Origin of the sequence: Halorubrum amylolyticum (assembly GCF_004114995.1) — an archaeon.
Classification (GTDB): domain Archaea; phylum Halobacteriota; class Halobacteria; order Halobacteriales; family Haloferacaceae; genus Halorubrum; species Halorubrum amylolyticum.
Genome location: NZ_SDJP01000043.1, coordinates 1 through 20,138, shown reverse-complemented (window position 1 = coordinate 20,138; position 20,138 = coordinate 1). Strand labels below are relative to the sequence as shown.

14 protein-coding genes, 1 tRNA gene and 3 pseudogenes are annotated in these 20,138 nt (G+C 66.2%); 11 read left to right on the top strand and 7 right to left on the bottom strand.

The annotated features are described in order from the left end of the window. A partial coding sequence (locus ESO89_RS17155) for a twin-arginine translocation signal domain-containing protein (protein WP_128906647.1) occupies positions 1 to 630 on the bottom strand: 630 nt, incomplete at its 3' end. 232 nt (positions 631 to 862) lie between these two features. Between ESO89_RS17155 and ESO89_RS17150 the strand changes: the two genes are divergently transcribed. Beyond that, complete coding sequence (locus ESO89_RS17150; protein ID WP_128906646.1) at positions 863 to 1,294, top strand: EamA family transporter; 432 nt, start codon at positions 863 to 865, stop codon at positions 1,292 to 1,294. 128 nt (positions 1,295 to 1,422) lie between these two features. Beyond that, positions 1,423 to 2,925 (top strand): MATE family efflux transporter, encoded by a 1,503-nt coding sequence (locus ESO89_RS17145; RefSeq protein ID WP_128906645.1) that lies wholly within the window; start codon positions 1,423 to 1,425, stop codon positions 2,923 to 2,925. 254 nt (positions 2,926 to 3,179) lie between these two features. On the opposite strand, the gene ESO89_RS17140 is transcribed toward ESO89_RS17145, so the two are convergent. After that, positions 3,180 to 4,391: an iron-containing alcohol dehydrogenase family protein gene (locus ESO89_RS17140; protein ID WP_128906644.1), complete on the bottom strand. Its 1,212-nt coding sequence runs from the start codon at positions 4,389 to 4,391 to the stop codon at positions 3,180 to 3,182. 150 nt (positions 4,392 to 4,541) lie between these two features. Here ESO89_RS17140 and ESO89_RS17135 point away from each other — a divergent pair, with 150 nt between their 5' ends. The 5 genes and pseudogenes from ESO89_RS17135 to ESO89_RS17120 all read left to right on the top strand — a co-directional run bounded on the left by ESO89_RS17135 (position 4,542) and on the right by ESO89_RS17120 (position 14,027). Next, positions 4,542 to 5,423, top strand: coding sequence for a hypothetical protein (locus ESO89_RS17135; RefSeq protein ID WP_128906643.1), 882 nt, complete (start codon positions 4,542 to 4,544; stop codon positions 5,421 to 5,423). A gap of 96 nt (positions 5,424 to 5,519) precedes the next feature. After that, positions 5,520 to 8,723: pseudogene (locus ESO89_RS19560) on the top strand (DNA gyrase subunit B); the annotation flags it as partial. Between the two features lie 6 nt (positions 8,724 to 8,729). Next, positions 8,730 to 9,149 (top strand): annotated as a pseudogene (locus ESO89_RS19305) (DNA topoisomerase IV subunit B); the annotation flags it as partial. Next, a complete protein-coding gene (gyrA, locus tag ESO89_RS17125; protein WP_128906641.1) occupies positions 9,146 to 11,710 on the top strand; it encodes a DNA gyrase subunit A in 2,565 nt (854 codons plus the stop codon). The pseudogene ESO89_RS19305 and the gene gyrA, both read left to right, overlap by 4 nt. A gap of 232 nt (positions 11,711 to 11,942) precedes the next feature. Next, positions 11,943 to 14,027 (top strand): AMP-binding protein, encoded by a 2,085-nt coding sequence (locus ESO89_RS17120; RefSeq protein ID WP_128906640.1) that lies wholly within the window; start codon positions 11,943 to 11,945, stop codon positions 14,025 to 14,027. 10 nt (positions 14,028 to 14,037) lie between these two features. Here the strand turns inward: ESO89_RS17120 and ESO89_RS17115 are convergent, their stop codons facing one another. Beyond that, positions 14,038 to 14,508: a redoxin domain-containing protein gene (locus ESO89_RS17115; RefSeq protein ID WP_128906639.1), complete on the bottom strand. Its 471-nt coding sequence runs from the start codon at positions 14,506 to 14,508 to the stop codon at positions 14,038 to 14,040. Positions 14,509 to 14,811: 303 nt separating this feature from the next. Here ESO89_RS17115 and ESO89_RS17110 point away from each other — a divergent pair, with 303 nt between their 5' ends. Both ESO89_RS17110 and ESO89_RS17105 read left to right on the top strand, forming a co-directional pair. After that, complete coding sequence (locus ESO89_RS17110) at positions 14,812 to 15,102, top strand: Sec-independent protein translocase subunit TatA/TatB (protein WP_128906638.1); 291 nt, start codon at positions 14,812 to 14,814, stop codon at positions 15,100 to 15,102. 53 nt (positions 15,103 to 15,155) lie between these two features. Continuing rightward, positions 15,156 to 15,228 (top strand) — tRNA-Arg (locus ESO89_RS17105). Between the two features lie 189 nt (positions 15,229 to 15,417). On the opposite strand, the gene ESO89_RS17100 is transcribed toward ESO89_RS17105, so the two are convergent. Then, positions 15,418 to 16,134 (bottom strand): DUF1405 domain-containing protein, encoded by a 717-nt coding sequence (locus tag ESO89_RS17100; protein WP_241686283.1) that lies wholly within the window; start codon positions 16,132 to 16,134, stop codon positions 15,418 to 15,420. A gap of 667 nt (positions 16,135 to 16,801) precedes the next feature. Here ESO89_RS17100 and ESO89_RS17095 point away from each other — a divergent pair. After that, positions 16,802 to 17,662 (top strand): bile acid:sodium symporter family protein, encoded by an 861-nt coding sequence (locus tag ESO89_RS17095; protein ID WP_206731789.1) that lies wholly within the window; start codon positions 16,802 to 16,804, stop codon positions 17,660 to 17,662. Here the strand turns inward: ESO89_RS17095 and ESO89_RS17090 are convergent, their stop codons facing one another. Then, positions 17,663 to 18,316: a trimeric intracellular cation channel family protein gene (locus ESO89_RS17090; RefSeq protein ID WP_128906636.1), complete on the bottom strand. Its 654-nt coding sequence runs from the start codon at positions 18,314 to 18,316 to the stop codon at positions 17,663 to 17,665. A gap of 88 nt (positions 18,317 to 18,404) precedes the next feature. Between ESO89_RS17090 and ESO89_RS17085 the strand changes: the two genes are divergently transcribed. Continuing rightward, positions 18,405 to 18,728: a DMT family transporter gene (locus ESO89_RS17085; protein WP_128906635.1), complete on the top strand. Its 324-nt coding sequence runs from the start codon at positions 18,405 to 18,407 to the stop codon at positions 18,726 to 18,728. A gap of 469 nt (positions 18,729 to 19,197) precedes the next feature. Here the strand turns inward: ESO89_RS17085 and ESO89_RS17080 are convergent, their stop codons facing one another. Beyond that, on the bottom strand, positions 19,198 to 19,797 hold the full coding sequence (locus ESO89_RS17080; protein ID WP_241686284.1) for an IclR family transcriptional regulator: 600 nt from the start codon (positions 19,795 to 19,797) through the stop codon (positions 19,198 to 19,200). A 9-nt stretch (positions 19,798 to 19,806) separates the two neighbouring features. After that, positions 19,807 to 19,980, bottom strand: a pseudogene (locus ESO89_RS19245) (helix-turn-helix domain-containing protein); the annotation flags it as partial. Positions 19,981 to 20,138: the final 158 nt, after the last annotated feature.

The following is a 20,138-nucleotide window of genomic DNA, read 5'->3' as shown; positions in this document are numbered from 1 at the left end:
GGCGCGGCCGGCGGCCCGGGCGGTCTCGGATCGCCGGTCGCCCCCGCCGCTCTCGCCGCTCCCCCGTGCGGGCGCGCCGCCTGTCGCGGCCGCGGCCACGCCGTCACCGGAGACGAGCGCGGTCTCGCCGTCGACCGCGAGCCGCCAGCCGGCCGGGAGGTCGCCCGTCGTCTCGGCGTCCGTGTCGCCCGAACTCCCCTCGTCGCCGCCCGAACCGTTCCCGTCGCCCTCGCCGACCGCGAGCGTCTCGCCGCGATCGATCCGGTCGAACGAGCCCGCGGCGGTCAGCACGCGGGACCCGCGGTCGGCCGACGTGACCGAGACCGTCGCCGAGAGCGCGTCGGCGTCGACGCCGAGCGCCTCGGTCGCGGACCGGGCGCGGTAGGACAGGTCCGCTGCCGCGTCGGCGTCGACGCGATCGGCGATGACGGTCGCGTACGTCGTCGACAGCGCCTCCGCCGTCGGCACCGGGAGGAAGGCGTCGGCGAACGGGGCGGGGACGTCGACGTCGAGGTCGGTCGGCGCGCCGCCGGGGCGCGAGCGGTCGGTCGCGGGGTCGACGAAGCCGGTCAGCGCTGCGAGCGTCAGGGCGCTTCCACCGAGGAAGTCCCGACGGGAGGGTCGTACCATACCCGGCGATACAGACGCTCGTCTCAAAAGGGCACCGGAGACTCAAACCGACGCCGTAGTTACCGACGGCGGCGTCGATCGCCCTCGGCCTACCGGTTCTGGTACGGCGGTCGCCCTCGGCCTACCGGTTCTGGTACGGCGGTCGCCCTCGGCCTACCGGTTCTGGTACGGCGGTCGCCCTCGGCCTGCCGGTTCCGGTAGGAACTTCGCGCAGGGCACCGACGCGTCCGGTATGCAACCCACGTATCTCCCGTACGCCCTGCTCGCGATGGGCGCGTACGCGTTGGTCTCGCCGCTGATGCGCGTCGCGACGACCGGCCCCGACGCGATCCCGAGCGACGTGGCCGTCGTCGTCTCGAACTCGCTTCTCATCTGCATGGCCGTGGGCGTGCTCGCGTACACCGGACAGGGGCTCACCGAACACCTCGCCTCGCCGAAGATCGCGCATGTGCTCGCGGCCGGCGTCTTCCTCGGAATCGGCATCTTGGCGCTGTACCGCTCGCTCGCGCTCGGCCCGGTGAGCGTCGTGACCCCGATCTTCGCGATGTTCCTCGTGTTCTCCTCGGTGATCGGCTTCCTCTTTTTGGGCGAGTCGTTCACCGCGCGGAAGGCGCTCGGGATCGCGTTCGCGGCGGCCTCGGTGTACCTCGTCTCGGGGGCGTGAGGTCGGGCGCGCACTCGGCTCCCGAGGTCGGAACTGGCCTCGTCGCCGCGGTTCGGTCCCCCGATCCGGAAACGCCCGCCGCGTGACGAAATCCCTTTACTACCCACGGAGAAAGGGGCGTATCCGCAGTGGCCCGCCTTCCGAACCCCTTCCGCGCGCTAATCTTATACATCGGCTTCGCCCTCGCGAGGGCGGGACTGATCGACCGGCACCGCGTGGTCCGGACCACGGACCTCGCGTGGCCGCGGATCGTGACGGGGATCGCCCGGATGTCGAAGAACGCGGTCGACGTGGCGATGGTCGGCGTCGCCGTCGGTACCAGCGCGGTCGCCGGCGTCGGCTTCGCCGGCCCCTACTGGGGGCTCGCGTTCGCGCTCGGCGGCGGCGTCGCCGGCGGCACCATCGCTCTCGTCTCTCAGCGCTTCGGCGCGGAGGCGTACGGGGAGCTCGGCGACGCCGTCCGGGCGAGCGTCCTGCTCGCTATCCTCATCACGATCCCCGTCTCGGTCGCCTTCTGGACGTTCCCGACGCGCCTCATCGACGTGCTGAGCAGCAACGAGGCCGCGATCGCGTTCGGCGCCGACTACCTCCGGATCGTGGGGCTCGGCGTCCCCTTCGCGGCGCTCAACCTCGTCGGCAGCCGGGTGCTCGTCGGGTGTGACGACGCCTACACCGCGATGCAGGTCCGGGCGGGCGGCGCGGTCGCGAACATCGTCTTGAGCGCCGCGTTTATCTTCGGGCTGGGCTGGGGCGTCGAGGGCGCCGCGCTCGGCACCGTCCTCTCGAACGTGGTCGCCGTCGCCGCGTTCACGATCGGACTCGTGCGGGGGCGAGTCCCCGGGATCGGCGAGTTCCCGATTTCGATCAGCCCGTTCGGCTCGTACGTGAACCCGGACATGCTCCGCGACCTCTTCGAGATCGGGCTCCCGGTGGGCGCGCGCAACCTCGTGTGGACCGTCGCGGAGTTCCCGATGCTCGCCATCCTCGACGTGTTCGGCGAGAACACCGTCGCCGCGTTCGTCATCGCCCGCCGCATCTGGGGGATCATGAACACGCCCGGCTGGGGGTTCGGGCTCGCCTCCTCCAGTCTGGTCGGGCAGGAGCTCGGCGGCGAGGACCCCGCGGAGGCGGAGGCGTACGCCCGCGACATTATCCGCTTCTCCGTGGCGACGTACGTGGTCTTCGCGGCGCTGACGGCCGTCTTCGCGACCGACATCGTGACGCTGTTCGCCGAGACGCCGGAGAACCCCGAGATCCCGATCGCCGTGAACCTCGTGTACGCAGCGTGCGTCGCCGTCGTCTTCCAAGGGATCTCCGGCGGCGCGGCGGGGCCGCTCGACGCGGCCGGCGACACGAAGATCCCCTTCGCGAGCCAGTTCCTCGGGATGTTCTGCGTGTCGATCCCGCTGGCGTACGTCGGGGCTCGCGAGGCGACGCCCGCGATCGACGTGCCGGGCCTCGGCGTGACGATCCCGGAGGTCGCGCTCCCCGCGATCGGGCTGTGGGGGGTGTACCTCGCGTTCGTCGCCGAGACGACGATCCCCGCCGCGATCAACTACTGGCGGTTCCGCTCCGGGAAGTGGAAGGCCATAAGCGAGGCGTACCGCCCGGACGCGCCCGCCGACGATTAAGACGGTTGTTCTGGTGAGCTCCGGACAAGAGATTCGGTCGCTCGTTTATAAGTAGTCGACAGCAGATCGGCGGTGAACTCCGCCAAAGCCCTAGCCGCGAGACCCGCCCAACCGCACAGCACCGCAACCTCACGCCTCCCCAGCCTCGCGGTTCGCGCTCTTCGAGCGCTCACCGCGTCCCTCGCGGACTCCTCACGGTCGCCGATGGCGACCGCTCGGAGGCGCGCCACCGCACGTCTGTTTATAAACAACCTTCACCACGCCTCGCGCAGCACGCCTTCGATCGCTTCGGGCGTCGCGTCGAGGTCGGCTGGAGCGCGGTCCATCGACCAGTCGTCGGCGATGTACTCGGCGATCGCGGGGAAGTCGCCCTCGTCGATCGGGTCCAACTCGCGGAGCCGCGAGGGGACCCGGAGGGAGTCGCGGACCGCGGCGACCTCGCTGACCACGTCCTCGGCGATCGCGGCGTCGTCGCGGCCCGCGGTCGCGACATCGAACCCGTTCGCGATCGCCCGCCGGCTCGCGTCCACCTCGTCGAAGAGGTACGCGAGGACGTGGGGCGCGACCACCGCGTGGACGTTCCCCTGCTGTACGTCGTACCGGCGCGCGAACCCGTGGCCGAACGCGTGGATCACCGAAATCTTCCGGTCGAGCTGGACGAGCAGCGCGCCGACTACGGCGCGGTCGGTCGCCGCCGGATCGTCGGGGCGGTCGCCGGCGACGTGCGGGAGCGCATCCCGCAGGAGCCGGGTCCCGTGGACCGCGGTCGCGTCGCTCACGGGCGAGGCGTCGGCGGCGTACGGCGTCTCGATCCCCTTGTCGAACCCGTTCATCGCCGAGCCCGCGAGCGCCGACTGCGGGGTCGTCTCGAACAGCACCGGGTCCGCGAGGTCGATGGTCGGCATCGCGCCCGCGCCGCTGACGGTCATCGGCTGGCCGGTGGGCGACGCGTCCGCGGCCAGCACCTCCAGCGAGCCGCCCGTGGAGAGGTCCGCGCCCGCGAACGTCGTCGGGATCACGACGAACGGGATCGCGGGGTCGGTTCCGGGCGCGAGGTCGCCGAGCGCGTCGGCGCCGTCCTCCGCGTCCGTGCGGAGGTCGGCGAGGTCCCGCCCGTCGACGTCGAGCAGGGTCGCCTGCCGGGCCACGTCGAGGCTGCTCCCGCCGCCGACGGCGACGAGACAGTCCGCGCCGATCTCCGCCCGCCTGTCGAGCAGGTCGAACGCCTCCTCGACGCGCTTGTCCGGGGTCGTCCCGTCGAAGATCCCGGCGAGCCGGTCGCCGAGCCCCTCGCGTATCGGGTCCATGAGGTCGTCGTTGGCGCCGACGTTCGAGCCGCAGACGACGAGCGCGTCGCCGAGGTCTCCCTCATCGAGTACGTCGCCGAGTTCGGCGACGCGCCCGCGACCGTACCGGATCTCACAGCCCTGATAGTCGTGCTCGAAGGAGTCCGCGATCGGTAGCATCGAGGGTCGATACGCCGGGCGGCGGCTTGTAGCTGTGGGAACGGGCGACACGCTCGGTCCGAATCAGGATGCGCAGCGAGCCGTGCCGGCGACCCCCAAGAGCCAACCCGTTCCGGAACGCACGCTTCGACGATCCATCGTCGCCCACCCATGCGCTCGTTCCCACCCCTCCCCGACGTTCGCGGCTCGCAGGCCTCCGAGGACATCCTCACGGGCCACCTCTGGCTCCTCGAACTGATCGACGGGACGGGGCTCCGGTTCCGAATGGACGAGTCCGGCCTCCTCCGCTTCGGCGACCCCGAGACGACGTACCCGGAACCGGACGCGGTCCCGCCAGCGCTCCGGCCCGCCGTCAGACACATCCGCGAGCGGTTCGACCGCGAGGCCTTCCGAGACGCCGTCGACGATCCCGAGGGTGTGATCTTCTTCGGCGTCGCCACCCACCACCGCGGGACCGACTACGACTGGGACCGGCTCCCGCCGTTCCTCGGGACTGACGTGTGGATCGGGTCGCGGGCGGGGTCGGAGCCGGGTTCGTTCCGGCCGCCCGACGCCGCCGCGGCCATCTTCGAGGGAGTCGGCCTCGCCCCGGTCAACGCGGTCGAACGCGAGGTGAACGCCCGCGATTTCGACCCGGAGAGATACACGGTTCCAGAGTCGGCGTGGCGAGACGGTTCGGCCGCTGGCGTCGTCGTGCGCAACAAGCGCGGAGGACGGGAAAAGATTCTCCGAGAGGGAGCGGCGACAGGTGCGAACGAGGGTGGCACAGACGGCGACCGCGGCAGTCCGGCACTCGACGATTCCGAGGCGATCGCCGCGACGTACGCCACCGACGACCGGTTCGACCGGGTCGTCGACGACCTCGATCGGCGGGGTGCGGGCGCGACCGTCGACGCGGTCGCCGACCGGGTCGTCGAGGCGATCGCGAGGGAGACGCCCGTTCGGTTCGGGGACGGCGGCGCGGCCGCAGCTCCGGGCCGAGTCCGCGCCGCGGTCATCGAGCGCGCGCGGGCCGTTCTCGACGATCGGTAAGTTGCCGAGATCGTTACTTACTGTTGTCTTCCGTTCACACGCCCGCGCGCGTGCGCCGGCTTTATAAGCCGGCACGGACTACCTCCGCCAAGTTCTATGCCAGAGCAGAGCGACTACGGAGCCGGCCAGATTCAGGTCCTCGAAGGCCTGCAGGCCGTCCGTAAACGTCCGGCGATGTATATCGGGTCCACGGACGGTCGGGGGCTCCACCATCTCGTCTACGAGGTCGTCGACAACTCCATCGACGAGGCGCTCGCGGGGTACTGCGACGAGATCACGGTGACGATCCACGACGACAACTCCGTCAGCGTCAGCGACGACGGTCGCGGGATCCCGGTCGACACCCACGAGAAGTACGACCGACCGGCGCTCGAAGTGATCATGACCGTCCTCCACGCCGGCGGGAAGTTCGACTCCAAGTCCTACCAGGTCTCCGGGGGGCTCCACGGCGTCGGCGTCAGCGTCGTCAACGCCCTCTCCCAACGGCTCGAAGTGGAGGTCAAGCGCGACGGCGGCGTCTACCGCCACGAGTTCGCCCGCGGCGAGCCCGCCGAGGACGGGTTCGAGCGCGTGCGCGATCTCAACGACGACGAGGACACCGGGACCTACATCCGATTCTGGCCCGACGAGGGGATCTTCGAGACGACCGCCTTCGAGTTCTCGACGCTCGCCAACCGGCTGCGCGAGCTGGCGTTCCTCAACTCCGGCGTCGCCGTCTCGCTCGTCGACGAGCGCGACGAAGAGGCCGTCGACGACGCGGGCGACGAGGAGACGTTCCGCTACGAGGGCGGCATTCGGGAGTTCGTCGGCTATCTCAACGAGACGCGGACGCCGATCCACGACGATGTCATCTACTTCGAGGACGAGCAGGACGACATCCACGTCGAGGTCGCGATGCAGGCGACCGAGGAGCTGCAGGGCTCCGTCCACGCGTTCGCGAACAACATCAACACCCGCGAGGGCGGCACCCACCTCACCGGCTTCAAGACCGCCCTGACGCGCACGGTCAACGACTACGCCAACGAGCACGGGCTCGTCGACGATCTCGACGCCAACCTGAAAGGCGAGGACGTACGCGAGGGGCTCACGGCGGTCATCTCGGTGAAACACCCCGACCCGCAGTTCGAGGGGCAGACGAAGACGAAGCTCGGCAACAGCGAGGTCCGCGGCATCGTCGAGTCCGCGACCCACGAGAAGCTCGGGACCTTCTTCGAGGAGAACCCCGACACCGCCCGGAAGGTCGTTCACAAGGCCGCGGAGGCCGCCAGAGCGCGCAAGGCGGCGAAAAAGGCCGAGGAGCTGACCCGGCGGAAGTCCGCGCTGGAGTCGATGGCGCTGCCCGGCAAGCTCGCCGACTGTCAGACGCGCGACCCGACCGAGGCGGAGCTGTTCGTCGTCGAGGGCGACTCCGCGGGCGGCTCGGCCAAGCAGGGCCGAAACCGCGAGAACCAAGCGATCCTCCCGCTGAAGGGGAAGATCCTCAACGTCGAGAAGCACCGGCTCGACCGCATCCTCGAGAACGACGAGATCCGCGCGCTGATCACCGCGATCGGCGCGGGGATCGGCGAGGAGTTCGATATCGACGACGTGCGGTACAACAAGATCATCATCATGAGCGTCGACGGGGAGGAACACGGATTCGTCCGCGACGCGGATGGAAACACACAGTTCGTGGAGATAGGGGAGTTCATCGATCGCGTGGTTGAGGCCGACGGAAACGGCTACGAGGACTACGAGGTTCTCTGCTTCGGGAGGGACGACAATCGGACGAAGTTCCGAGCGATCGATCAGGTCATCCGACACGAGATCGACGAGCCGTTGTACGAGATCGAGACCGCCTACGGACGGAACCTGAAAGTCACCGCCTCGCACAGCGTGTTCGTCCATCGCGACGGCGAGATCGAACTTGCGAGAGGCGACGAAATCGATCCCGGCGATCAGGTAGTCGCACCACGGTCTGTGCCGCTTTCGGGTGACCGTGACGGAGAGGAGATCGACCTTCTCGCGGAGCTTGTCGAACGGTCTGGCGAGTTCGACTCCGAACTGTTCGCGCGCGGTCCGGGGATCGAGGAACTGTTCAAACAGCGCGTTCGTGAGGAGTACGCGACAGACGGCGGAGTCGTGGCTCGGGCCGAACCGCGAGTCGAGGCTCCTGAATCGGTTCGAACGACGCTTCGCGAACAGCGGGAGGAGACCGGACTCACCCAACAAGACGTCTGTGACGCGGTCGGAATCGCCCAGCCCATCACGGTGTCGCAGTGGGAGCGAGGGAACTCGCGTCCGACGGTTTCGAACTTCCAAGCGTACTGTGACGCCGTCGGCATCTCGGCGTCCGCCGTGATGGAAAACGTGTCAGTTACAGACTCGCTCCTCGATCAGCGCTGGAACGAACAGTACGAGGGGGCGCAAACGAACCGCGTCCGAGATTACGTCCGTGTGAGCGAACTCTCTGTGGACGACCTCGACGAGATACCCGACGACGCGACCGTGGAACTGACGCCGAAACACTATGCGGATCACGGTGTCGATCGGTACGTCGAACTCGACGAGACGCTCTTCGAGTTACTCGGTATCTACGCGGCAGACGGTTCGAGTTCTCCCCGGAACGGCGTTCGACTCGCGATAGGTTCGAACAACGAGTCGCTGGCCGAAGCGTATCAGGACGCGTTCGAACACGTATTTGGTATTTCGGCGAAGCGGAGTCGGTACGACGACCGTGTCGACGAGATAAAACTCGTCAACCGCGTTGCGGCCGTCGTCTGGGAACACGTGTTCGGATTCGACGGTTCCCGAGCGAGCGAGAAAACGATCCCAAACCTCGTCTTCGACGTTTCGGCGGACTGCCAGCAGGCGTTCCTCCGCGGCTATCTCCACGGGGACGGGACGGTGAACGAAGAGCGGATCACGTGGTCGACGACCTCGCGTCACCTCGCCAGCGGAGTGATGTACCTGCTCTCCGCGCAGGGCGTGGTGGCGTCACACTCGAAGACGGATGTCGATGACCTTGATGGCGGATACCAGACGAACGCCGACAGCCACACCGTCACCGTGTCGGCACGTTCGGATCTCGCGATGATCAGAAGCGTCTGGGAGACGCATCGAGACGGCGACCGTCTGCTCCCCAAAGTCGTGAATGGATGGGACAACAATGGAACGCGGAAATACCGAGACATATCCGACGACCTCGTTGGACTGGAGGTGAGACGGGTCGAAGAGGTTGAACCATCCGGACGCTACGTGTACGACTTCTCCGTCGAAACCGACGAGAACTTCGTCGCGGGGATGGGCGGGCTGTGCGCCCACAACACTGACGCTGACGTCGACGGAGCCCATATCAGAACCCTTCTCCTCACCCTCCTCTACCGCCACATGAAGCCGCTTCTCGAAGCGGGCTACGTGTACGCGGCCCAGCCGCCCCTCTACCGCGTCCGGTACCGCGGCGAGACGTACGACGCGATGACGGAGGCGGAGCGCGACCGGATCGTCGAGGAGGAGTGCGACGGGAACCCGGGCCAGGTCCAGCGGTTCAAGGGGCTCGGCGAGATGAACCCCGACCAGCTGTGGGACACGACGATGGACCCCGAGAACCGCCGGCTCAAGCGGATCAACATCGACGACGCGGCCGCCGCCGACCGCATGTTCAACGTGCTGATGGGTGACGCCGTCGAGCCGCGCAAGCAGTTCATCAAGGAGCACGCGACCGAGGCGGAGTGGGTGGACATATGAGCTCGGACGTACCAGACGTCGACCCCGACGACGTTCGCGCCGCGCAGGTGACGAACGCCCGCATCGAAGACGAGATGGAGCAGTCGTACATCGACTACGCGATGTCGGTGATCGCGGGCCGCGCGCTCCCCGACGTTCGCGACGGGCTCAAGCCCGTCCACCGGCGCATCCTCTTCGCGATGCACGAGGCGGGCGTCACCAGCAACTCCTCGCACCGCAAGTCCTCCTCCGTCGTCGGCGAGACGATGGGTGACTACCACCCGCACGGCGACAGCGCCATCTACGACACGCTCGCGCGGATGGCCCAGGACTTCTCGATGCGCTACCCGCTCGTGGACGGCCAGGGGAACTTCGGCTCCGTCGACGGCGACCCGCCGGCCGCAATGCGGTACACGGAGGCCCGGATGGCCCCGATCGCGGAGGAGCTGCTGGCCGACATCGAGCGCGACACGGTCGATTTCACGTCGAACTACGACGACCGGCTCGAGGAGCCGGATGTGTTGCCGGCGGCACTCCCGCATCTCCTCGTTAACGGCTCCTCGGGGATCGCGGTCGGGATGTCGACGAACATCCCGCCGCACAACCTCGGCGAGGTGATCGACGCCACCGTCGAGCTGATCGAGACTCCCGACTGCACCGTCGAGGACCTGATGGAGCACGTCAAGGGCCCCGACTTCCCGACCGGCGCGAACATCGTCGGCCGGAACGCGGTCCACAAGGCGTACAAGACGGGCCGGGGACGGCTCCGCGTCCGCGCCGAGTTCGAGGTCGACGAGGAGGAGGGCCGGATCGTCATCTCGGAGCTCCCGTTCCAGCAGAACAAGTCGCGGCTCGTCGAGCGCATCGCCGAGGACGTCAACGAGGGCGCGATCGAGGGGATCCGCGACCTCCGCGATGAGTCCGACCGCGACGGGATTCGGGTCGTCGTCGATCTCAAGCGCGACGCGATGGCCGAGGTCGTCAAGAACCAGCTGTTAGAGAGCCACCTCGAACGCACCTTCGGCGTCATCAACCTCGCGCTGGTCGACGGCTCGCCGCAGGTGCTGAATCTGAAAGAGACGCTCGAACACTACGTCGAACACCGACGCGACGTGGTCCAGCGGCGGTCCGAACACGAGCTCGAAGAGCGCGAGGACCGCGCACACATCCTCGAAGGGCGCCTGAAGGCGCTCGAACAGGTCGACGACGTGGTCGAGTCCATTCAGGACTCCGCCGACCGCGACGCCGCGAAGGCCGCGCTGGAGGCCGACTACGAGTTCAGCGAGGCGCAGGCGGCCCACATCGTCCGGATGCAGCTCGGGTCGCTCACCTCGATGGAGACCCAAGAGATCGAGTCGGAGTACGAGGACGTGACCGCCCGGATCGAGCGGCTGGAGACGATCCTCGCCGACCCCGGCGAGCTCGATCAGGTGATCGTCGACGAGCTCCGGGAGATCAAAGACGAGTACGACGACGAGCGCCGCACGAGCTTCATCGAGGACGTGGGCGACGTGACCCACGAGGACCTCATTCCGGAGGAGGAGTGCGTCGTCGCCATGACCGAGGACGACTACATCAAGCGGATGTCGCTCGACACGTTCCGCGCGCAGAACCGCGGCGGGAAGGGGATCATCGGCACCGACCTGAAGGAGGGCGACCGCGTCTCCTCCGTATTCGCCGCCAACTCTCACGACTACCTGCTCGTGTTCACCAACCGCGGACAGATCTACGAGCTGAAGACCTACGAGATCCCGGAGATGTCCCGGACCGCCCGCGGGAAGTCCGCGGTCAACCTCATCGATCTCGACGACGGCGAGGAGATCGAGGCGGTCGTCAACACCGACGACCTCGACGACGACGAGTTCCTCACGATGGTCACCCGCGACGGGTACATCAAGCGGACCGCCGTCGACGAGTTCGGCAATATCCGGTCGACCGGGATCCGCGCGATCCGGCTGGAGGACGGCGACGAACTCGTCGACGTGGAGGTGACCGACGGCGGCACCGACATCGTCATCGGGAGCCGGAACGGGATGGCGATCCGGTTCGACGAGTCGGAGGCGCGTGCGATGGGCCGCACGGCCCGCGGCGTGATCGGCATCGACCTGCGCGAGGGCGACGCGGTCGCCGGCGTCGCCGCCATCGACGACGACTACCACAACTGGGTGCTCACCGTCACCGAGAACGGGTACGGGAAACGGTCCGATCTGGACGAGTACCGCCTGCAGTCCCGCAACGGGAAGGGGCTGATCGACATCAAGACCGGCGACCGCAACGGCGAGGCGGTCGCCATCGAGGCGGTCACCCACGGCGACCACCTGCTCGCGATGAGCGACGACGGCCAGATCATGCGGACTCGTGTTGAGGAGATCTCGACGGTGAGCCGCAACACGAAGGGGGTCATCGTGATGAACCTCGATCCGGACGACGCGGTCGCCTCCGTCGACATCGTGCCCGAGTCGGCGTACGCCGACGAGGAGGCAGAGGCCGACGAGGAGGCGGGCGACGAGGAGGACGGCGAGGACGGGGCCGACCCGGCGACCGACTCCGACGACGAACCGGCCGACTCCGACGACGAGTAGGCGTACCGGTCGTTTTTTCGGTCCCGATCCGGCCCTGAGGCTCGCGCTCGGAGGGCCGCATGTACGGGGTTCACGTTGTGTGGCGACGACTCGAGGCCATGTATCGACGCGAACCCCTCACGGCGACGGTCGCGAGCCTGACTGCGGGACGGTCGCCGGCGAGTGCGTCGATCCGCGGGAGCCCAACGTTCAGGAAAATTACTTACGGTCACCGCGAAAACGGCCGGACGAGATGGACGAGTACGAGGGGATAGACGAGGTCGTACACGAGCCGAGCGCGGCGTTCGCCGAGTCGACGAACGTCGCCGCGTTCATGCGCGAGTACGGGATCGACGACTACGAGGAGCTGATCGCCCGGACCACCTCGGCGGTCGACGGCGAGCCCGAGTCCGGCGTCGACTGGTTCTGGGACGAGATAACCGACTACCTCGACATCGATTTTTATACCGAGTACGAGGCCGTCCGCGACAGCGCGGAGCGGAGCTCCGCGGGCAACCGGACGCAGTCCGGTAACGACGCCGACGGCCCGCAGTTCACCGACTGGTACCCCGGCGGCGAGATCAACGTCGCGCACAACGTCGTCGACCGCCACGCCGCCGTCGACTCGCCGACCCGCAACCGGGTTGCGCTGATCTGGGAGGGCGAGCCCGGGGACGTTCGGGAGATCACCTTTCACGAGCTCAAGCGACAGAGCGACCGCGTCGCGAACTACTTGGAGTCGGCTGGGATCGAGACGGGCGACACGGTGGGGCTGTACATGCCGATGGTGCCGGAAGTCGTCTCGATCCTCTACGGCTGTCTGAAGGTCGGCGCAATCGCGATGCCGATATTCTCCGGGTTCGGCACGGAGGCGACGGCGACCCGGATCGCGGACGCCGAGCCGACGGTCCTGTTCACGGGCGACGGGTTCTACCGCCGGGGGAGCGAGGTGCGGCTGAAAGCGACCGCCGACGCGGCGATCGATGAGGCCGGACACGTCGAGCACACCGTCGTTTACGACCGGCTGGGCGCGACTCCCGCGGGCGACGGGGACGGCGGGAGCGCCGCCGGCGACTCCGAAAATCCGATCCCGTGGCATCCCGACCGCGACGCCACGTGGGACGAGGCGATCGGGTCGCGGTCGGCCGAGTACGAGACGAAGCGGCTCCCCAGCGATCAGGAGTCACTGCTGTTGTACTCCTCCGGGACCACCGGCGAGCCGAAGGGGATCGTCCACACCCACGCGGGCGTCCTCACGCAGTGCGCGAAGGAGATCCACTTCGGCTTCGATCAGAAGCCCGCGGACCGGTTCTTCTGGGTCTCGGACATCGGCTGGATGATGGGGCCGTGGACGCTGATCGGGAACCACGCGTTCGGCGGGACGGTGGTGATGTACGAGGGCGCGCCCGATCACCCCGAGCCCGACCGCTTCTGGGAGCTAATCGACCGGCACGCGATCACGCAGTTCGGCATCTCGCCGACCGCGATCCGTGCGCTCCGCAAGCACGGGGACACGTGGGTCGAGGGCCACGACCTCTCGTCGCTCCGCATCCTGGGCTCGACCGGCGAGCCCTGGGACCCCGAGTCGTGGCGCTGGTTCTACGACGCGGTCGGCGGCGGCGACTGCCCCATAATCAACATCTCCGGCGGCACGGAGATATGCGGGTGCTTCCTGATGCCGATGCCGAACCAGCCGCTGAAGCCCTGCTCCCTCGGCGGGCCGGGGCTCGGGATGGACATCGACATCGTCGACGAGACCGGCGAGTCGGTCAGGGAAGCGAGCGAGCGCGGCTACCTCGTCGCCCGCGACTCCTGCCCCTCGATGACGAAGTCGCTGTGGTCGGGCGACGAGCGCTACATCGAGGAGTACTGGTCGACGTGGGATGACCTGTGGGACCACGGCGACTTCGCGCAGAAGGACGGCGACGGGTTCTGGTTCCTCCACGGGCGCGCCGACGACGCCCTGAACGTCGCCGGCCGGAAGGTCGGCCCGGCCGAGATCGAGGGCGTGCTCATCGACCACGACGCCGTCAACCAGGCGGCGGCGGTCGGCGTCCCCGACGACACCACCGGGACCGCGGTGGTCGCGTACGTCGTCCTCGAACCCGGCGTCGAGCCGAGCGACGACCTCCGAGGGGAGCTGCGAGCCCTCGTCGGCGAGGAGCACGGGAAGCCGTTCCGACCGCGCGAGCTGCTGTTCGTCGACGCCTTCCCGAAGACGCAGTCGGGGAAGATCATCCGACGCGCGATCGAGTCCGTCTACCGGGGCGAGGACCCCGGCGACCTCTCGTCGATGGAGAATCCGGAGGCGCTGGACGAGCTGCGAGACCCGGCGTGAGCGGACCCTCTCAGACGGCTGCCTCGGCGACCGCCTCGGCCAGCGCGTCGTAGTCCGGCTCCTGCCCGGCGTCATCCGCGAGCCACCGGTACGTCACGACGCCGTCGCCGTCGATCACGAACACGGCGCGCTGTGCGACCGTGTCGACGCCGTAGTGCTCGAACGACTCGATCGCGTCGTACGCCTCGATCGCGCGGTGGGCCGGGTCGGCGACGAGCGCGAACGGGAGGTCGTACTGCGCCCGGTAGACCGCGAGGGCGTGCGGGAGGTCGGTGCTCACGCCGAACAGCGAGCAGTCGTCGCGGTCGAACCCGTCGCGGAGCGCCTCCATCTCGTCGGTGCAGGTGTTCGAGAAGGCGGCCGGGAAGAACGCGAGCACGACCGGTTCGTCGCCGAGGCGGTCGGACAGATCGAACGGTTCGATCTCGTCGGTCACGAGCGAGGCGGTGAAGGTCGGGGCGTCGTCGCCGACGTCGGTCATACCGATCGGTCGCGGCGGCGCGGTATCACCGTTTCGCCGTCGACGGCCGGATCGAGGCGACCCGATCGCGAGCGGCCGGGTCGAAATCCGTCGAGTCGGAATCCGCCGAGACGGAACCGGTCGAGTCGGGACCGCCTCGAATGAAGAGCGTCCTCGATCGGCCGGATCGCCCGTCTCGGACGCGAATCGACTCGCCGTCTGATATCCCCGCGATCGAGGCTTTGAGGCCGCTTTCCCGGGTTTGCGGGCTCGTTCATCGAGGCAAAAAGACTATAGTCGCCAGAGAGCTACGACCGTGTAGAGATGGCAAGTGCGATTCCACTGATCGGCGGCATTCCGGCGGGGCCGGAGCTCCTCATCATCCTGCTCGTGTTGGTCCTGCTGTTCGGGGCGAACAAGATCCCGAAACTCGCTCGGTCGACCGGCCAGGCGATGGGCGAGTTCAAGAAGGGACGCGAACAGGTCGAGGAAGAACTACAGGAGATGCAGGGCGACACGGAGGACGGCGACGCGATCGCGACCGACTCGACACTCGACGACGAGGACGACGAGTTCGAGACCGAGGCCGAGACTGAGAAAGAGACCAGCGCGTAATCGACTCCGCGGCGCCGACCGATCCCCGCAGCGACGTTTTCTCCACCCATTTCGGGCGCGTGGCCTAGCGGACAGGGCGAGAGGTTCCTAACCTCTCGATCGCGGGTTCAAATCCCGCCGTGCCCGCTATCTGCGAACGAAGTGAGCAGTAGCGGCACAAGCAGGATTTGAAGCAGGGAACGAAGCGAGCGCAGCGAGCGGAGTGACTGCGGTTCGAATTCCGTCGCGCCCGTGACGAACGAAGTGAGGAGCGGGCGCGACTGGCTTCACGTTCGCTCACTACGTCCGCTCGCGAGAATCCCGTCGCGCTCGTCTTCAACTATCGTCGTCGAGCCGCCGGAACGACCGGTTCGCGAGCCACACCGACCCGACGCCGAGCGCGAGCGTCGCGCCCGCCAGCAGGGGACCGGGCTCGTAGAGGAGCGGCGGGTGGTAGCCGGCGCCGTAGTCGAGGGCGACGTTGCCGACGGCGAGCGCGAGCGCCAGCCCCAGCGCGCCGCGGGTCGTTCGGCCGAACGCCGGGAACAGCAGCGCGAGGCCGACGAAACAGAGGTGCGTCCCGAGCACGCCCCAGTAGTAGATCCACGCGTCGGGGGCCGCGATATAGTCGCCGAGCGCGAGGTTCAGCGAGACGAGCGGCCAGAGTCCGAACTGGACCAGCCAGACGAACGCGACGGTCTGGAGGTACGCGAGCCCCCGCGAGGCCGGCGCGTCGGTCACGCGATCGCCGCGCCGGACCGTCGGAACGAGACGCAACAGAACGGCTCCGCCGAGCGCGACCGCGACGGCCGAGTCGGCGTACAACGGCCACAGCGAGACCGGCACCTCGCCGGCGGTGGGCGCGTAGTACCCGATACCGACCGCGAGCATGAACGCAGTGAACCCGAGCACGACGGCGAGGCTCCGCGGCGTGCCGAGCAGTTCCTCGGCGATGGCGTCTCGGACGCGCCGCCGGATCGCGGGCCGCCGGAGCTGATCGAACGCCGGCGTCCGGTCCGGGGGGTCTGAGCCGGAGGCGTCGGAGCGTGACACGCCGAGCCTTTCGATCGGGACGACCTAAAGGCCGTCCTCTCCGGCGGACCGAAGTTGAGGGCGGGGAGCAGACTTCCACCACAGCGATCAAGATACCGATGAAAATTCATAATATATCTTTCATATATGTTTTTTGGATATATAAATAAATAATATAGTGGACAGCATGCGAGCCCGAAAAGAGAAATAACTGATAATATGGTGTTTGAGTCCCAAATAAGGCGTTAAAACGCCCAATAGATAAGATCGAACGTTGGGGGATCGAACGATGATCGGCGGAAGTAGAACAGAGACTCTTTCGCCAAATTAAACCGTATTAGGGCATTATTGTCGATAATTCGGCTATGCGTCTCAGATAGAGATGCGCAAATAAAATACAATATATTAATATATAAAAAATAATGAGATATGTGATAAAACATTTATATTATGGTTACTTTCCGGAGTAGCACAGAGCGTGCGTGACCACAGCAGGTAGAGTTCCACGTCGAGTATCGAAGCAGGTCGCTAGTCCCGTCGTGTGATGCCATACGACGAAGCGTATTCCCCCACTTCAGTAGCGACGGTCCTCCAGCCGTCGCGAAGCCAACGCTCCTCAAGCAAACTTCACCCGAGACCGGAGGGGACAAGTAGGCGACACGCGAACTGTGTGTGAGTTTCGCAAATAATGGTGGTGCCATCCGGAGAGGCAGCCGTCGAGTTCGTGACGGCGGTCTTCGTTCTGTCCACGATGTTCACGATGGGGGTGAAGCTCTCTGTGAGCCAACTGGTCGGTGCACTCCGGAAGCGTCGGCTGCTGGCGAACGCTTTGGTGGTGAACCTGATCGCGGTCCCGCTGATAGTCTATCTCTTCGTTCAGATAGTCTCGGTAGAGGCCGGGTTCGCGGCCGGGATGGTGTTGCTTGCAGTCTCACCCGGCGCACCATTCGGTCCGAAACTCGCAGAGATCTCGGACAGCGACGTGGCGTTCGCGAGCGGTCTCATGGTGATTCTCTGTGCGCTCTCGGTCGTGACGATTCCCATCTCGTTGTTGCTGCTGCTCCCTGGCGACGTTACCGTCGATCCCCTCGCTATCGGGCGAATGGTACTGAGAATCCAACTGATCCCGTTACTGCTCGGGCTCGGACTGTCGTTCCTCACTCCGTCACTTGCTGACCAGCTATATCTGCCAGCGGAGCGGCTCTCTAACTACACGTTCGTTGGGTTGATCGTGCTGTTGGTGGTCGTATACGGCGACAGCATGATGTCTCTTCTCGGGACCGGCACTCTTGGACTCTCAACGATCGCTGTGATCGCGTCGATACTCCTCGGATACAGTCTCGGCGGGCAAACACGTGGGACCCGAGAGGTGTTGGCGACGACGACCGCCGCTCGAAACGCGGCGATTGCGCTGTTCATCGCGACGACCGGGTTTTCCGATCCGAACGTGCTCTCCGCTGTCCTCGCCTTCTCGTTCATCGGCGTCGTCGGCTCCGGACTGATCGCGAGTGTGTGGCGACGACAGCCGGTCGGATCGGTCCCCTCATGATTAGGGTTCCAAGCTCTGGGCGGTCGGGAGGTTCCAGCTGTACGTGACCGCGGCCAGCCGGCTTCCCACGGTTACGACTGCGCACGCTGCGGCGGCAGTCCCGGCGGATGCACCTATCGCCCCCGCCACCCAGTACGCACTGCCGCCGAGGACCGCACAACTCGCGTAGAAGTCCTCGAAGAGGATGAACGGGGCCCGATCGAGGAGGATGTCCGCGAATGCACCGCCGCCGACCGCGTTGATCGTCGCGATCGCCACGACGCCGAACGCCGACACGCCGACATCGGTCGCGACGATCGCGCCGGCCGTCGAGAAGGCCGCCAGACCGATGGCGTCCGAGACGAGGGTGATCGGATGTGTCTCCGGGGCGGACAGCACGATGTTCAACCCGATCGCCAAGGCGACGCCGAGAAGCCCCAGCCCGATCTCGATCGGGGACTGCAGCGCGAGCGGAACGCGCGCCACCAAAAGGTCACGAGTCGCCCCGCCAGCGAACGCCATCGCCAACCCGACGATCACGATCCCGAGCAGGTCGAACTCCTCGCGAATCGCCTTCGACGACCCGACGAGCGCGAACGCGACCAAGCCGATCGTATTCATGACGGCGAAGGGATCGCCGAACAACACCGTACCGAGGCTCTGGATCACTACCATCAGCTACGAGCCCGAGAATCTTGAGTGTGCCGCAGTCGTTTCGGAGCACATCGAAAGCTTTCTCGACGCAGTGTGCGAACTTGGAGTGATGTCGTGGTTCATCCTGTTCGTCGCCGGCCTGTTCGAGATCGCGTGGGCCATCGGGCTGGAGTACTCCAACGGCCTCTCGGAGCCGGTTCCGACGGCTGGCACCGTCGTCGCGCTCGTCGTCAGTATGGTGTTGCTGGGGAGAGCGGTACAGGATCTCCCGATCGGGACCGCCTACGCCGTGTGGACCGGAATCGGCGCCGTCGGAACCGCGTCGCTCGGGATCGCCCTGTTCGATGAGCCGGCGACGGGCGCCCGGCTCCTGTTCATTTCTGTGATCGTCTCTGGAATCGTTGGACTTCACCTCGTCTCCGGCGGGCACTGAGACTTCCGCGGTACCGCTCCGATCGAGTGTGCCACGTCCGCCGAGGTTCTAAAATATAATATTTGAGTACAGGTATGAACACTGTCACATACCGGGCCAAACGAGACGTTCCAGTTCAAATCCGCGAAGCAGACGGGCGTCACACCGAGATCGGGGTCAGATCAGCGATGGATCGCCGACGAATAAGTCTGAAAACGCCTTCGGTGCAGAGCGCCGTCCCAGTTCGTGGGCCTCCAAGGAAGAATCATCGATGTCGTTTCGGTTTCGAGGTAGTGTCTGATCGGGCGGTACGTGTATGATTAACTGTACTTCATTCGAATAGTCAGAAAAATTATATAACCGACCGGCTGACGAACACAAGTGCCGACCGATCCCCTGTCCCCCCGAGAACCGTCGAACGCGGTTTGTTCAACAATATCGAACGACGATCGAAGAGAATTACATGGGTATACTTGTAATGCCTCTCGGGTTAGTAGTGGCGGGACTGGAGTTCGATCACGTTCGCGGCGTTCTGCAGTTCCGGCAGCAGTTCGTCTTCGATACGTTCGGTGTCAAACCGGTGTTTCGGGCCGGCTATCGAGATGGCGATGTTCTCCGAGTCGGGGTCCTCGCTGGTGATCGGAACGGCGATGGATCTGATACCGCTGACCCGCTCTTCGTCTTCGACGGAGTACCCTTGTACACGGATCTCGTCGATCGCTTCGAGGAGGTCGTCGATATCCGTGATCGTGTTCTCTGTGGCCGCCGGAAGCCCGTATCGATCGGCGATGTCTCGGATCTCGTCGTCGGTGTGTTGTGCTAGAAGCGCCTTTCCCACGGCGGTCCAGTGCATTTTGGTGAACTCTCCGGTCGGTGCGTTGTCCGAAACGCCTTCGACGGGTTCCGAGCGATACACGAGCACCCGTAGCCCGTTCTCCTCGTACCCGATCGTTCCGACCTCGCCGGTCCGCTGGGAGACGGTCCCGATCTCCGACCGGGCGGCTTGGTAGCCGGTTCGGTTGTGGCGGACGAGGCCGCCGAGCTGGAGGAACTGGAGGCTCAGTCGATATCGGCCGTCTTCGTTGATCACGTACCTCAAGTCTTCGAGGGTTTTGAGATAGACATGAGCGGTACTTTTCGGGACATCGATCCGATCCGCCAATTCGGATACCCCGCACGGTCCCATCTCTTGGACCGTTTCAATGATATTGAACACGTTGTCCACGGAGCTGATGCGGTTGCGCCCTTTTGGCGAGTTCGTGTTCTCGTCCATACGGCCAATTGTCTGTGATGCCAGTTAACAATTCTTGATCCTCGCGGACACTTCGTTCAGTAGTATGTGTTTACCCCGAGGTCTCGACAGCCGGCACAGCGTGAGCCCGTGAGATCATATCATTGCTGCTGACGACTCGACGAAGCTCTTCGTATGGA